12 protein-coding genes are annotated in these 15,203 nt (G+C 37.3%); 2 read left to right on the plus strand and 10 right to left on the minus strand.

Features of this window, described 5'->3' with window-relative positions; all coding sequences use genetic code 11:
• Positions 1-1,173 precede the first annotated feature (1,173 nt).
• From MM236_RS09725 to MM236_RS09735, 3 genes are read right to left on the minus strand one after another with little or no spacing between them, the layout of a single operon-like run.
• Positions 1,174-2,004: a mechanosensitive ion channel family protein gene (locus MM236_RS09725; protein ID WP_241274782.1), complete on the minus strand. Its 831-nt coding sequence runs from the start codon at positions 2,002-2,004 to the stop codon at positions 1,174-1,176.
• A gap of 22 nt (positions 2,005-2,026) precedes the next feature.
• Positions 2,027-2,209, minus strand: coding sequence for a hypothetical protein (locus tag MM236_RS09730; protein ID WP_241274783.1), 183 nt, complete (start codon positions 2,207-2,209; stop codon positions 2,027-2,029).
• Positions 2,199-2,777: an RNA polymerase sigma factor gene (locus tag MM236_RS09735; protein ID WP_241274784.1), complete on the minus strand. Its 579-nt coding sequence runs from the start codon at positions 2,775-2,777 to the stop codon at positions 2,199-2,201. Before MM236_RS09735 ends, MM236_RS09730 begins: the two co-directional genes overlap by 11 nt.
• Before the next feature lie 223 nt (positions 2,778-3,000).
• On the opposite strand from MM236_RS09735, the gene MM236_RS09740 reads away from it, so the two are divergent.
• Together MM236_RS09740 and MM236_RS09745 are read left to right on the plus strand one after the other, a co-directional pair.
• The gene (locus MM236_RS09740) at positions 3,001-3,327 is read left to right on the plus strand and encodes a HesB/IscA family protein (RefSeq protein WP_241274785.1); all 327 of its coding nucleotides are present in this window, start codon (positions 3,001-3,003) and stop codon (positions 3,325-3,327) included.
• 593 nt (positions 3,328-3,920) lie between these two features.
• Positions 3,921-4,928, plus strand: a complete 1,008-nt coding sequence (locus MM236_RS09745; protein WP_241274786.1) for a glycoside hydrolase family 43 protein — start codon at positions 3,921-3,923, stop codon at positions 4,926-4,928.
• 71 nt (positions 4,929-4,999) lie between these two features.
• On the opposite strand, the gene MM236_RS09750 is transcribed toward MM236_RS09745, so the two are convergent.
• The 7 genes from MM236_RS09750 to MM236_RS09780 form a co-directional block, all read right to left on the minus strand.
• Complete coding sequence (locus MM236_RS09750; protein WP_241274787.1) at positions 5,000-6,148, minus strand: aldose epimerase family protein; 1,149 nt, start codon at positions 6,146-6,148, stop codon at positions 5,000-5,002.
• Between the two features lie 12 nt (positions 6,149-6,160).
• Positions 6,161-6,859 (minus strand): L-ribulose-5-phosphate 4-epimerase, encoded by a 699-nt coding sequence (locus MM236_RS09755; RefSeq protein WP_241274788.1) that lies wholly within the window; start codon positions 6,857-6,859, stop codon positions 6,161-6,163.
• A gap of 77 nt (positions 6,860-6,936) precedes the next feature.
• Positions 6,937-7,275 (minus strand): four helix bundle protein, encoded by a 339-nt coding sequence (locus tag MM236_RS09760; protein ID WP_241274789.1) that lies wholly within the window; start codon positions 7,273-7,275, stop codon positions 6,937-6,939.
• Between the two features lie 149 nt (positions 7,276-7,424).
• Positions 7,425-9,086, minus strand: a complete 1,662-nt coding sequence (locus tag MM236_RS09765) for a ribulokinase (RefSeq protein ID WP_241274790.1) — start codon at positions 9,084-9,086, stop codon at positions 7,425-7,427.
• Between the two features lie 119 nt (positions 9,087-9,205).
• Positions 9,206-11,170, minus strand: a complete 1,965-nt coding sequence (locus MM236_RS09770; protein ID WP_241274791.1) for a glycoside hydrolase family 97 protein — start codon at positions 11,168-11,170, stop codon at positions 9,206-9,208.
• A 91-nt stretch (positions 11,171-11,261) separates the two neighbouring features.
• Entirely contained in the window at positions 11,262-12,809 is a 1,548-nt protein-coding gene (locus MM236_RS09775; RefSeq protein WP_241274792.1) for an alpha-N-arabinofuranosidase, read from the minus strand.
• A gap of 45 nt (positions 12,810-12,854) precedes the next feature.
• Positions 12,855-15,203, minus strand: a complete 2,349-nt coding sequence (locus MM236_RS09780; protein WP_241274793.1) for a glycoside hydrolase family 127 protein — start codon at positions 15,201-15,203, stop codon at positions 12,855-12,857.

Consider the following 15,203-nt stretch of genomic DNA (forward strand, 5'->3'; position numbering starts at 1 on the left):
TTCTAAAAATCTAAGGGAATTTAAAAAATGACTTCACCAGCAGTCTCCCCTTAGAAATAAAAAATTCTTTTAAACTTTACCAGGACTTATTACCTGATCGATTCTCCTACATTTATTGAGACACTGTCTTTTTAAACAGGTCACTTTAAAATATAAAAAAAAATCTTACCCTAACCCGAACCTCACTTTTGAAGTTCTAAAAATCTAAGGGAATTTAAAAAATGACTTCACCAGCAGTCTCCCCTTAGAAATAAAAAACTCTTTCAAACTTTATCAGGACTTATTACCTGATCGATTCTCCTACATTTATTAAGACACTGTCTTTTTAAACAAGTCACTTTAAAATATAAAATTTTTAAATTTTATAATCAACACTGAAATTTTTAAAAATCTAAGGGTTTTAAAAAATGACTCCACCAGCAGTCTTCCCTTAGAAATAAAAAGCTATATCAAACTAAACCAAGACTTATTACTTGATCGATTTTTCTACATTTTTTAAGACACTTACTTTTTTATTCGGTCACATTTTTTTTCAACCTAACCACATTCTAGATTTTCTAAACTCATATGACAAATAAGTAAGTGATGTAGTACAATATGTGTATCAGTTTTCTTTCACTTAGCCAAACAATTGATTGGTGTGTGAACGATTAAAAACTTGGTTGACCGTGGGCTATCATCAATTGATTCTCCGAAATGACTACAAAAGTGAATTTCCCTATAACCATGCTAATAACCCTTACTATCAATCTATTAGTAACGAGAGCTTCAATTGACTTAAGATACATCAATTTGGTTGGCATCTGTTAAGGAGGTGTAAAAACATAAAACACTAAGTTATCAACAACGAAAAAAAATTCTATAATCTACTTTTGAGATTATTAATAATCTAATACACATGCTTTATTGACACCAAATCTTCAAATTTGTCATGAAAAATCAAAATAATACAAAATCTTGTCTTATATTTGAAAGACAATAAAGAAAACAATGACTTCACCAGCAGTCTCTCCCTTTATTGATGGCGTAGTAATGTTATATTATTACTTACAGTTATTTTTTACATTCAAATAATTTTGGATCACGCAAAATAAAAGGTCTATTTCAAAATTGACAGCTTTAGTCAATCTGAAATAGACCTTTTATTTTTGAAAATCAACGTAGAAACCTAAACTATGCTTCTTTTTTCAAGATTGTTTCATTGATGAAGTCTTTTACAGGAATTGAGTGAACTCCCTCTGAAACCCTTATTGAAACCGTTAAATTATCTATAGCCTCTACTATTCCTTCCAAATCTTTATAGATAACTTTGTCACCTACATTAATATTTCTCCTGATATAATAGGTATAAAGAATTTTCTGTACAATTTCAATGGATCCAACTCCTAATGAAATCACAAAAATCAAGACTAATCCAGACAAAACAATAACAAGGTTGTTGGTAATTGCAGAAGTATCTATGTTTGCTTGATTGAGGGCTGTTACAGAAAAAATAATCAGGATTACGAAAAACACAAAATTACTAATAAGCCCACCACCTACAATGGATAGTGCATCTAAAAAGCCCTTGAGAGCCTTTTTTATAAAATTGGCTATATAAAGCCCGATGATAAAAAGGGCTATTGCACTGAAAAGCTTCGGAAGATAAGAAACTAAATTTCCTATTTCGTTGGAAATAATTGTCCAACCCAAAATATCTGCCGCTACTGTCAAAAAAACCATGTACAAAATCCACCTAACAAACGCCACAATCACCGAAGAGAGCTCAAAATCCATATTTGCCTCTCCAAAAAGCTTCGCATCTTTGACTTTATCAGAAAGATGATCTAACCTACTTGTCTTTAATATCTTTTTAAGCAGAAAAGCTGTCAACCGCGTGATGAACCATCCCAACACCAAAATAACAATTGCACCGAGTAAGCTCAACAAGTTTGTACTCAATTGTTCACCCATTTTAAGAAATGCATTCATTGTTACTTCCGCCCAATTTGTAATTACCTCCATAGATACTGTGCTTTTTTTATTGTTAGTGCTTAGGTTTGTTGTTAAAAAGGTCATTAAGAGAAACTGGAAAAGCTTCCGTAAATAAGTCGGACAATTCCAATATTAGTTTTGCTTTCGAAACGTCAGCCATCACTTTCTCCTTCAATCCAATAGGCACCTCTTCAAGCCTTGTTTCAAGTTTTTTAAATGGATTTTTAGTATTCATATTCAATTTTTTTGTATTCCTTCAAAAGGTTTGTCTTTGCTCTACTCAGTCTCATTTTAACTGCACTTTGCCCTATTTCCAACACTTCTTGAAGGTCTTTTATTGAAGCATCATCCTGATACTTTAACAAAAGTATCATTCTTTCTTCCGCTGTCACTTTTTGAAGTGCCTTATCCAATTTTTTTGATTCCATTTCCCAAAAAACACCGTCATCTTCATCGTATGAGGTTTCTTTCAAATCATCAACTTCTACAGATTCACGAAGCATTTTGGCATTTTTGTCTCTGTTGAGGTAATTTACACAATAATTATAAGTCAAACTATATAACCATGTTGAAAACTTAGATTTGCCTTTGAATTGACGGATGGTAACAAACAACTGCAAAAAGATATCATGGGTTAAATCTTCAGCTATTTCTGAATGCTTGACAAAGCTGAGACATTTATTAAACACTTTCTTTGAGAACCTATTGTATAGCTCCTCGAAAAACTTGACATTTCGATCTACCCCTACACCAAAGGCCAATTCTTCATCGGTCAATAGGAGTACATCTTCATTTTTTTTCATATTAGTAATTTAGACACCAATTCAAGAAAAAAGTCACATCTGGTAATACATCATTATTCAAATCATGAATAAACTATTTATTTTGACGCAATGGAAAGGTGAAAAAAATCATGTCGTCAAAACTGTACTTGTAACTTTATGTTGACAAAGGTATATTTGTATTTGAATCATTTCAACAGGTAAGTTGTTTTGAGTAGATTCACGTAGTTATAAAAATAAAAATATGATAGTAGTTTCTGAAAAGGCAAGAGAAAGAATCTTGGAGCTAAGAAAAGAGGAAGGCCGATCTGAAAATGAAAATATAAGAGTTTCTGTGAAGGGTGGCGGTTGTTCTGGCTTGATGTACGACCTTGGCTTTGATGCAAGTCTGGTGGAAACAGACCATGTTTTTGAGGACAAGGGCATCAAAATCCTGGTAGATCGAAAAAGTTTACTCTATTTGGCAGGAACCACGTTGGAGTTTTCTGATGGACTAAATGGCAAAGGATTCCAATTCGTCAACCCAAATGCTTCCCGTACTTGCGGTTGTGGGGAAAGTTTTTCGATTTGATAAAATCAGGAAAAGTTTATAACAAAACACCTTATGTGGTAATTGAGGCCGATTTCTATGATTTCGGCCTTTATTTTTGATTAAGTATTAATCACCTTGCTTTTGAGGCAACTGTCTTAATGAATGGTATTTAGACTCTTTAACCATATTGAATTTAGAGTGAATTTTTTATTACTCGTCTTAATGCAATGTCGTTTAGTTAAGAATCCAGACCTGCCAAGTTTAAATCTTTTTTTGGTCTTCCCTGCCAAATAAGAGACCTGTTCTAATTTAATAGAAAACCTGGCAGGTCTTATCTAAACGTCATTTCATCCTAATGAGTAATTTTACTCGCTACATTGAGTAAAATCTAAAAATGTATTATAAATATTTATTAATGAGATGTTTATAAAAATATTTTTAAGTAAAAAAGACAGACTTATATTACCTCTGATACCTATTGACAATTGACTAATATAAATGAATTCAATTAGAAAATATTGACTCAGATGGAATTTCAGATAATCATAATTTTTTAATTGTATTTTTTACACTTATTTATTTATATTGCTTTTGAATAAATAAACCTTAATAACAAAACACCCGATGGGACTATGAAAAATTTAAAAAGAAAAATCAATTTAGGCTTTGTTGTATTGACTCTCGCATTTTCAGCGTGCTCAGAACCAACGGCTGAAAACGAAAAAAATCAGCCTGAAGCAAAACCATCAAATGAAAGGATTGGTAATCCAATCATTACCCACAAATACACAGCAGATCCTGCGGCGTTAGTACATAACGACACGGTCTATCTATATGTCGGCCATGATGAAGCACCTGCACGAAAGGAGTTTTATGAAATGCACGAGTGGCTGATATTTTCTTCTTCTGATATGGTGAATTGGGAAGAAAGAGCTGCTTTGAATGTGGTAGAGACCTTTGATTGGGCATCGGGCGACGCTTGGGCAGCCCATACGATTGAGAAAGATGGTAAATTCTATTGGTTTGTAACTGTCACTCACAAAGAAATTCATGGAAAAGCCATTGGGATAGCTGTATCGGACTCCCCAATTGGTCCATGGAAAGATGCACGAGGCTCAGCATTAATCACCAATGACATGACAACTGATACAGAAATCAGCTGGGATGATATTGATCCAGCGGTTTTTATTGATGATGATGGAGAAGCTTATGTTTTTTGGGGAAATACAATTGCCTATTGGGCAAAATTGAAACCTAATATGATTGAACTAGATGGTTCTATCAACCAAATTCCGCTTCCAAATTTCACAGAAGCTCCATGGGTACATAAAAAAGGAGATTGGTATTATTTATCATATGCTTATCAATTCCCCGAAAAAACAGCTTATGCGATGAGTAAAAATATCACAGGACCATGGGAATACAAAGGTATACTGAATGAAGTAGCAGGAAACTCAAACACAAACCACCAAGCTATCATTGAGTTCAAAGGAAAAGACTACTTTATCTACCACAATGGAAGCATCCCTACAGATGGTAGTAGCTACAGAAGATCAGTATGCATAGACTATCTTTACTACAATCCTGATGGTACTTTGAAAAGAGTAGTGATGACAACTGAGGGGGTTGATCCGGTCTGAAAGGATGAAATTTGAAGGATGAAGGATGAAGGTGGGATTCATCCTTCATCCTTCCTAATTCTTACTTTTTTCTATCTTGTTCCAAAATGTAGCTCAATCTTGTGGCTATATTTCTCTCCTGGATTTAGTCTAGCAGAAGGGAAAGAAGGCTCGTTTGGAGCATTTGGGAAAGTTTGTGGTTCTAAGCATAGCCCCATGTATTGGGAATATGTGACACCTTTGGTAGTCAATTTTCCGTCAAGAAAATTCCCTGAATAAAACTGTACCGCTGGAGAATCTGCATACAACTCCATCAATCTTCCTGATCCTGCATGATATAGCTCAGCCATCTTAGACATTTGTCCATCATGCTGTTCTTTTACTACATAATTGTGATCGTATCCTCCCTCAATTTCTGAAATCCTTTCACCAATCGCAGTCGGGGTATTGAAATCGAAAGGTGTTCCTTTAACTTCTTTCAACTCACCAGTCGGGATCAATTCATCATCAACGGGCGTATATTTGGCAGCATTGATTTTCAGCTCATGTCCCAAGATATCTTCTTTCATTGCACTTAAGTTGAAGTACCCATGATGCGTCAGATTTACAATAGTTGGCTTATCTGTCTCAGCTTCAAAACTGATCAAAAGCTTATTATCCTCCGTTAGTTCATAAATTACAGTACTAACCAATTTACCAGGATAACCTTCTTCTCCATCAGGACTGGTATAGGTTAGTTTTACTTTCATAGACTCCTCCCCTTCAATAAACTCAGCATCCCAATTTTTCCTATTAAATCCAAATTCCCCACCGTGCAGATGGTTATTTCCATCATTGGTCGTTATTTGATAGCTTGTACCATCGATCTCAAACTTACCTTTTGCAATTCTGTTGGCATATCTTCCAGCAGTGGCTCCTAGATAATAATCATTGGTATCATAACCATCTATCGATTCGTAACCAAGAACGATATTTTCTGATTTTCCATCTTTGTCAGGTACCATCAATTTGGAAACAACTGCACCGAAGCTGGAAATTTCCACCTCCATACCGTTTCCATTTTCCAAATGAAATACCTTGGCACTGTGCTCACCTATAGGCACCTGCTGCACATTGACTTTGAATTTGATTTCCTTCGTTTCTTCTACCTTTTCCTCAGATTTTGGGGCAGAACAACTATACATTCCAATCAGGAAAGCTGACAGCAATAGGGCAGCTGATTTAAAATTCGTTTTTTTCATAAGTTTGGGTTTTTAGCAGCCTTGACCGTAATACGCGTCTTTACCATGTTTGCGTTCATAGTGCTTTTTGACCAATGCATCTTTTAGTCTTGCTGCATTTGGGTTGATTTGAAGCGTAAGGTAAGCCATTTTCGCGACCTCTTCAAGCACTTTACTGTTGTAAACAGCTTTTGAAGCATCTTTTCCCCAAGCAAATGGACCATGGCTACCCACCAAGATCATTTCAACCTCTTTTGGGCTTAGGTTTTTTTCTGCAAAACAGTCTAATATCTGCTGACCTGTATTGTATTCATAATCTCCTTCGATCAATTCATCAGACATGGGAGGTGCACAAGGTATATCAGCTGTCAAGTGATCTGCATGTGTTGTCCCAAAATTCGGAACATCCAAAATAGCCTGTGCCCAAGAGACTGCATAAGTAGAGTGTGTATGGCAGATCCCACCGATATGCTCCCAATGCTTGTATAAAAACGCATGTGTTTTGGTATCTGAAGAAGGTCGCATATTGCCTTCCACAACTTTGCCGTCAAAATCGACAATTACAATATCCTCAACTTTCAATTCTTCATAGGGAACTCCACTTGGTTTGATAGCAAATACGCCATTTTCCCTATCTACTTGACTGACATTTCCAAACGTATAGACCACCAAATCCAATTGTGGTAGTTGCATGTTTGCCTCGTAACAGGCTTGTTTTAGTTCTTTATACATGATTTTATTTTAGATTTTAGATTTTGTAAAAGGATGAAGGAGGAAGGATGAAGGATGAGAGGTAGTCGTTAGATTTTCTACTTATTTTTCATTTTTTTTACTATTGACACAAAAATCGCAACTAATTCAGATGCTTCTTGCTTTTCAGAAGAAACATCTATCCATCCTTTTTCTTGTATCATTTCCAGCCAAAGCTCACTTTCATCAGCTTCTTCGATAACAACTCCAATTTTGGCTATAAATTCTTTATCACTTCTACCTCTCGTCGCTGCCCTATAATTGGCAGCTACTGAAGTCCCACTTCTTATTAACTGATTAGCTATTGCCCTTCCAGAAATCGTATTTGGAAGTTTCTCAACAAGATCAATGATATCTAAAGCAAATCTTTTGGTTCTGATTTTCAAGTCTCTTTCCATATTAGTATTGTTTTTTTAAAACTAAAATATAAAAAAAAGCATTGCCAAGCATTTCCTGTTGATTTCTTTTATTCAAATTGACAAACTAAAGAAACCTTTGGGGATTAAAAACACAAAGGTCACAGTTTTCAACCTTCATCCTTTCTAATTCATCCTTCTATGAGCTTGCCGAACTCAACATACTCAGCATACAATTTCGCGTAAACAGAGACATTTGCTGGGATTGGTTCATATACTTTATCAAAGCCATTGCTCATCGCTTTGATAGCAGCTTCGGTGTTGGGATGGATGCCAGCTGCTACGGCAGCATACATGGCTGCTCCTAAAGCAGGGGCTTGTTCCGAAGTGGCTACTTTAATCGGCATGTTCAACACATCTGCCAAAGTCTGCATTACTAATGTTGACTTTTTGGCGACTCCACCTAGACCAATTACAGCATCTATCTGCACACCTTCCTGACGGAACCTATCTACAATGCTCTTTGACCCAAAACTAATCGCTTCTACTAATGACTTGAATACTCTAGCGGCATCAGAACCCATATTTAGGTTTCTGATAGCACCTTTCAATGCCTGATTGGCATCGGGGGTTCTTCTGCCATTGATCCAGTCAAGGGCCACTATTGTTGATTCAGATACTGGGATTTTAAGCGCATCCTCTGAAAGCTTGACGATGATTCTATCTTCAATCTCTGCTATCAAGTTATCTTTTTGCTCCTGAGTGATATGGTCAGAACTCTCAATCAATGCTATAGATGGCTTTATTACCAAACTTTTGAACCAAGCCAAAACGTCTCCGAAACCAGACTGCCCAGCCTCAAGTCCAATAGTACCTGGAATCACAGAACCATCTACTTGGCCACAGATACCTGGAATCAGTTTATCACCCAGGGTTTCTTTGTTCGTCACCATGATGTCACAAGTAGATGTTCCCATCACTTTGATCAGGGTATTTTCCGTAATCTCTCCACCAACAGCACCTGCATGGGCATCAAAGGTCCCAACTGCGATAACTGTATCTTCAGACAAACCTAATTTCTCAGCCCATACTTTACTTAAATTTCCAGCGGCTTCATCAGAAGTAAAAGTATCAGAATAAAGTCTATCTTTCACTTCTGCCAAATATGGATCAAACTTAGCCAAGAATTCTTTTGGTGGTAACCCACCCCAGCTTTCATGCCATAGCGCTTTGTGACCTGCGGCGCACCTGCTCCTTTTGAAAGTCAAAGGATCTGTGCTGCCTATCAAATTAGCCGTGATAAAATCACAATGCTCCATCCAAGAATATGCAGCATTTTTCACCGCTTCATCTTCTCTTACCACATGTAATATCTTCGCCCAAAACCATTCCGAGGAATAGATTCCTCCTTCATACTTTGTAAAATCCTCTCCTCCCCAAGTTCTTGCCACTTTATTGATTTCATCAGCTTCCTTGATAGCTGTATGATCTTTCCAAATGACCATCATGGCGTTGGGGTTTTCTGCAAATTCTGGCTTTAATGCCAAGGATTGCCCTTTTTCATCGACTGGCATAGGTGATGAACCCGTGGTATCTACACAGATCGCCTTTACTTGTGCTTTATCAATATCCGCTTTTGCTAAGACTCCTTTGATAGTCTCTTCTAAACCTTCAAGGTGGTCCAAAGGATGCTGTCTAAATCTATTGGAAACGGGGTCACAGTATTTTCCGGCTTTCCATCTTGGATACCAATAGACATGGCTAGCCAAACAATTCCCGTCAGCTGTATTCACCAAAACAGCCCTGACAGAGTCAGAGCCATAATCTAGACCAATTACATAATTATCATTCATGTGTTTATATTTTATTTATTCATTAGTCACATAAAATCTCGCATGGCTTTCCCCAATTTTATAGAGAGATCACAGTTTGTGATCTATTTTCATACTTGATTTCACTTCATTTATATTTTTCAGTTCTTAAAGTATAGAACAAAGCCTCCATTTGCTTTCATTTCAATTTCAACTTGCTTCTCATTCGCTAGGTTTTCTACTTTCCAAGATTGATCATCAGCGTCTGAAATTAAAGTTGCATTTTTGGGAGTAATACCTAATTTCTGCAAGTTAAGTGTTACTTTTTTGGTACCATCCTGTGCATTGATGCCTGCCAAATACCAATCATCTCCACTCCTTCTTGCCATTACTGCAAAATCCCCCGGGAATCCATCTACGAATTTCACTTCATCCCAAGAAGATGGCAATAACTTGAGAAATTCTTTTACTTGAGAGTCTTGTAAAGCCATTCCTTCTGGCGACTCAGCATAATGTTGCACTCCTGAATAGAACAAAACTGAGAGCGCCAATTCGAAGCCTTTTGATGACCTTCTTTCAATCCCAGGGATTTCATGCAAAGACATTGGTGTGAAATCCATAGGATCATAAACATTTCTAGTAAATGGCAATATGGCCATGTGTCGAGGTGCTTCATCTGCAAAATCCTGTTCAAAGGTTATCATTTCAAAACCTTTGACAGCTTCAACTGTAACCAAATTTGGGTAGGTTCTATGCCAACCACGAGGAAGTGTAGCCCCATGGAAATTCACGATAAGCCCTACTTTTGCGGCATCTTCCAAAATATCATGGTAATACTGCATTACACTTTGCCCGTCTCCTCCAAAAAAATCAATCTTCACCCCTTTTACTCCCAAGTCTTTGATTTTTTGAAATTCTGACATACGCATTTCTCGTGTCAGCAATTGGCTTTTTGGGGTGTAAGGAGTTGTGTTCCAATCACCAGCTGAATTGTACCACAATAACAAACCCACCGACTTACTCTCGGCATAAGCTGCCAATTCCCCAATTTTGTCATAGCCAATATTTGTGTCCCAATTCACATCAACTAGACAGTATTCCCAGTTCATGTCAGCAGCATAATCAATGTGCTTCTCTTGGATATCATAGTAGATTGATTCATCTTTTCCCAAAGCCCAACTCCAAGAAGCTGCACCTGGAATGACAAAACCAAAATCCAAATCAATTCTTTGTGGAATAGCAAGGTCAGTTCCCAATGTGGATTCTACAATGTCTTTTAGGCCACCAATAGCCAAAATCCTCCATGGACTTTCCCATGTACCGCTTGCAGTTGGAAGTACATTTCCGTCAAAAATTCTCTCTTGATCGGAAGGATAAGTAATTCTGTATTCACCATATGGTGACTCTGCCGCCAATCGACTTGCAGCATGATTTGGTTGAATACCAGTTTCAGAAAGCAGCAACCAAGTATCTTCTGTTTGAAATAATGCTGGGTAAATCCACCCAGCAGCAATCGGAGATGGTGTGCCTACAGAAACTCCTTTTTGATAAGACTCTTCATAAGAAGGATTGGTTTTCTCCCAACCTGACTTTGGATCAGCCATAGGTTGAATCCATGCTTTGGCTGAGGCTTTGAAATTAAAAGTTGTCTTTTCTTCCACAAGAGCCACTTGCTCTTGGCCCAAATCTGGGAAAACATATTTGAAAGCAAGACCATTATCTGATAGCCTGAAGGCAATTTGGAACCACTTACCCTCAGAGTTTTTTAACTCAATTATATTTTCATTTGCGTTGTAATCGTGGCTTTTTTGTTTGCCATGTATCAAATCATAACTGTCTTTTACTGCTTTTGTCTCAGAAACAGATACTAATGCTAATCCTTGGGAAAAATCAAAATTTTCCCAAACCATTCCCAAACGAGATGCCTCCAAGATTTCTTCCTCTTCAAAAAACAAAGAATATAACAATTCCCCTTCTACTAGTGAAATCTTCATTTTTGTTTTACCATCAGGACTTTCGAAAGTATTCTCCCCTTCCCCATTGGCACATGCAACAATGTAGATGGACAAAACTGCTAATACAAATGCTTGAAGTTTTGAATTGAATTTAAAATATAATTTATTCATGTGCTTGGTTTGTTTTGAAATCATTTTAACCAACTAGGTTAACAGCTGAATCAGCTGTTAACCTTTAATGATTTTTTTTTGGAGCTTCTGCCTACTTTGCTCTTAGCATTACCACTGAATTTGCAGGGACTGAAACTTTAAGATTTTCCTTATTCAACTTAAAATCCTTAAAATCAGCTTTTTTCACTACCTCTTTATTTTCGAAAGTGTTGTGTGAATTGATTGCAGGAGCTGTGATAAATTCCGCAGTCACAGACTTCGCATCAATCCCTCTAAGGACTACATCCAAGTCAATTTTCTTATCAGGATTAATATTTGCAATACTGATATTTACCGTTCCATCCTCTGATCTTGATGTGGATACATTCAGTGCTTCCATTTTTTCTTTGCCAAAACTCACTTCTTCAGATTTCAAATCATGAGAAAGCAAAGTTGCATCCTTGTGAGGCTTATATAGATCAAACACATGGTAGGTAGGAGTCAAAATCATCTCTGTTTCATTGGTCAAAATCACCGCTTGAAGTACATTTACCGTCTGTGCTAAATTTGCCATGTGCAATCTTTCTGCATGTTTATTGAAAATGTTGAGAGAAATAGCTGCTACATGTGCGTCACGCATAGTGTTTTGTTGATAGAGGAAACCTGGGTTTGTACCTGGCTCAACTTGGAACCAAGTGCCCCACTCATCAAGGATAATCCCAATTCTCTTTTCCGGATCATACTTGTCCATAATCGTACTGTGCTTAGTAAGCAATTCATCTACACGTGCAGCCTTTCTAAGGGTTTCTAAGTACTCCTGCTTATCAAATTCTGTAGCTTTCCCTTTGTTTTCCCATGTTCCAGTCACAGTATAATAATGTAAAGAAAGACCGTCCATCATGTGCAAGGGAATATTTTTCATCAATACATCCGTCCAATTTAAATCCCAGTCATTTGCACCACCTGCTATTTTATACAATTTAGAACCTTCATAATTTCTGGCAAATGTGGCATATCTTCTATATTCATTAGCGTAATATTCAGGAGTCATATTTCCTCCACAACCCCAGCTTTCATTACCTACACCCCAGTATTTGATTTTCCATGGCTCTTCTTGACCATTTTTTCTTCGCAAATCGGCCATGGGACTCACTCCATCAAAATTGATGTATTCAATCCACTTGGACATTTCCTCCACGGATCCACTCCCTACATTACCCGTGATATAAGGTTCTGTTCCGATTTTTTCAACAAAATTCATAAATTCATGTGTGCCAAAAGAGTTGTCTTCTGTCACTCCACCCCAATGGGTATTCACCATCTTAGGTCTTTCGGAAGGATCTCCGATACCATCTGTCCAATGATATTCATCTGCAAAGCATCCTCCTGGCCATCTCAAATTTGGGATTTCCAGATTGATCAAAGCCTGCATCACATCTTTTCTGTAGCCATCTTCATTGGGAACATTAGAGTCAGGCCCCACCCAAATCCCTCCATATATACTTCTACCCAAATGTTCTGCAAAGTGTCCGTATATATGTTTGTTGATTTTGATGTCGCCTTGATCGGCATTTACTATTAGGCGATTTTGAGCTGGGGATAAGAAAGAAACGAGCATTGCAGCCAGTACCATTATCCCTTTTAGGCTTTTTGTAATCATGTGTATGTAATTAAAGGTTTATTTATTTGATTCGATTATTCGGTTTTATTTTAACAATCTGATATAATGTATTCTCTCAGTTTCCTTTCCATCAATGCTATCAAACTTTAATTCAATTTCCTCTGCATTGATCTCGGAAATATCGTAATCTCTATCCACTACTTTATTGAATTCTTCAGGGGAAAATTTCTCTGCGATCAAAAGTTCTCCATTGATCGTCACCTTGAATGGGTTACCATCACTTCCAGTCAAATAAGAAATCCTCAATGTTTTTGCTGTTCCAGCAGGATTTTTCAAGTCATATTGAAAAGTAGATTTGGTACTTCTCCAGAAAAGCCCATTTTCCTGACCCGTAAGGCTACTTACAGCTTTGAAATTATGTTCAGATTCTGGCTGCTGTTCACCTGAAGCAACTTTATCGATTGTTTGAGATTCGAGCTTCAATATCAATTCGTCTTTTGATTGAAGATCTTTTTTGAAGCTTTCCACTTCACCTTCACTTAAGATCGGCCAATAGACTTGATAGCGGCTTTCATGGATTGTATAGAAAGGAATAAGGCTAACTGACTCAGTATTGGCATGGAAGTCGTTTTGCGCCAAATAAAATTTAAATTCATCATTGGCTTTTACAGGCAAAACAATTTGATCTGTCTTCTTCAAAATATCAGTCTGAAAGATCGGATACATTTTTCCAGTCGCGACATGTCCCATCCTGCTGTCATCAGCAAATAAACCCTTCAACTCATCCCTTCCTGATTCAGCTGCCAGGACCATCGGCCCATGGACGAATGATGCCCAAGGAGACCCATCAGCCAAATATTCAACTTTCGTATGCATGGGTAAGGACACATTTACTTGATCTTTGGATTTCCATTTTCTGGAGATGATTACATATCCATCTTTTGATAATGTGACTGGAAAATCTTTTCCATTCACCTTCACTTCCATTTCACCTCCATTGACCCAATTTGGATACCTGATTTTGAGGTTGAATTTCTTTTTTCCTTTGTGGTCAAATTTTATGGTAGTATTTTCTGAATAGGGAAAACTTGTTTCTTGAATCACTTTAATTCCCTTTTCTTCCCAGTTCAATTCAGAAGCTATAAATAAATTCACAAATAAGTCATCGTTCTTGTGTGCATAGATCACCTGACCATATTTGGCATGATTTTCCAAACCTGACCCTACACAACACCAGAAATTCTCATGTGGCTGCGAATACACTCTGTAATGTTTGGGACGCATGGGTGTGAAATAGACAAAGCCACCTTTGTCAGGATGTTGGGATGAAAGAATATGGTTGAACAATGCCCTTTCATAGTAATCAATGTACTTTCTGTCCGGACTGCTTTCAAACAGCTTTTCAGAAAGGCGCATCATGTTATATGTGTTGCAGGTTTCTGGTCCTTGATCGGAAGAAAGCATAGATGAAAAATCATCTTTTGGGTGAAAATGCTCCCTTACGCTATTTCCACCTACAGAAACAGACCTTTGATTGACCACATTTTCCCAAAAATAGGTAGCTGAATTATTCCACTTATTTTCTTCAGAAAGCTGTGCTATTCTCTGAAAACCTATCACTTTTGGGATCTGTGTATTGGCATGCATTCCCGTCAAATTATCTTCTTGCTTTGCCAAAGGACCCAAAATGATGTTGTGGGACATTTTTTCAGCCAAGATTAGGTATTTTTTGTCCCCGGTCAAGTCTGCTACATCAGCAAACACTTCATTCATACCACCATGTTCACTGATAAGCATTTCCTGAAACTGTACTTCTGAAAGATCCCTGGTCAATTCATAAAACCAATCAGACAACTTGATAAGCATTTCTCTTGCATCTTGATTTCCACCAATCAAGTTAGCATCTCTCAAACCAGCATAAATCTTATGGATGTTGTAAAGTGGAACCCATCTGTCGTTGAGAGAGAATCCACCAGCTTTGATCTTTCCTTCCTTGATTTCATTCCAGATCTTTTGACCATTAGGTACGCCACCTAAGTAGCCATTTCCATTTTTTTCCTGAGCCAAATTCAGCTGCTCTATCATATAATCCAAGCGACCCTTGATCTCGGTATCACCAGTAGAGGCATACATCATGGCCAGTGCAGAAAGGTAATGTCCACCAATGTGTCCATCCAATCCTGTATTCTCCCAGTTACCGTAATTCTCAGCTTTCCATTCTATCCCTGCATCTTTCATATATGGAGCGAGAAGCCTATCTACATCCATTTCAAGAATGTATTTTTTATCTACTTCCTGTGCCTGTTTAAATGGACTTTCAAGCAATAAAACTTGATCCAAAGGAAAAAACTGAACACGGTCTGATTGTGCAAAAGATGAAGTGCAAAGACAAACGATAAATAAGATGTAGATAGGTTTCAAAGTGCTGCTCAT

It is taken from the genome of Belliella calami (assembly GCF_022549695.1).
GTDB lineage: Bacteria > Bacteroidota > Bacteroidia > Cytophagales > Cyclobacteriaceae > Belliella > Belliella calami.

Excerpts from the sequence above, each read along its gene's own strand:
- MM236_RS09735 (WP_241274784.1), bottom strand. The coding sequence starts at position 2,777 with ATGAAAAAAAATGAAGATGTACTCCTATTGACCGATGAAGAATTGGCC.
- MM236_RS09740 (WP_241274785.1), top strand. The coding sequence starts at position 3,001 with ATGATAGTAGTTTCTGAAAAGGCAAGAGAAAGAATCTTGGAGCTAAGA.
- MM236_RS09775 (WP_241274792.1), bottom strand. The coding sequence starts at position 12,809 with ATGATTACAAAAAGCCTAAAAGGGATAATGGTACTGGCTGCAATGCTC.
- MM236_RS09725 (WP_241274782.1), bottom strand. The coding sequence starts at position 2,004 with ATGGAGGTAATTACAAATTGGGCGGAAGTAACAATGAATGCATTTCTT.
- MM236_RS09745 (WP_241274786.1), top strand. The coding sequence starts at position 3,921 with ATGAAAAATTTAAAAAGAAAAATCAATTTAGGCTTTGTTGTATTGACT.
- MM236_RS09730 (WP_241274783.1), bottom strand. The coding sequence starts at position 2,209 with ATGAATACTAAAAATCCATTTAAAAAACTTGAAACAAGGCTTGAAGAG.
- MM236_RS09770 (WP_241274791.1), bottom strand. The coding sequence starts at position 11,170 with ATGAATAAATTATATTTTAAATTCAATTCAAAACTTCAAGCATTTGTA.
- MM236_RS09765 (WP_241274790.1), bottom strand. The coding sequence starts at position 9,086 with ATGAATGATAATTATGTAATTGGTCTAGATTATGGCTCTGACTCTGTC.
- MM236_RS09780 (WP_241274793.1), bottom strand. The coding sequence starts at position 15,203 with ATGAGCAGCACTTTGAAACCTATCTACATCTTATTTATCGTTTGTCTT.
- MM236_RS09755 (WP_241274788.1), bottom strand. The coding sequence starts at position 6,859 with ATGTATAAAGAACTAAAACAAGCCTGTTACGAGGCAAACATGCAACTA.
- MM236_RS09760 (WP_241274789.1), bottom strand. The coding sequence starts at position 7,275 with ATGGAAAGAGACTTGAAAATCAGAACCAAAAGATTTGCTTTAGATATC.
- MM236_RS09750 (WP_241274787.1), bottom strand. The coding sequence starts at position 6,148 with ATGAAAAAAACGAATTTTAAATCAGCTGCCCTATTGCTGTCAGCTTTC.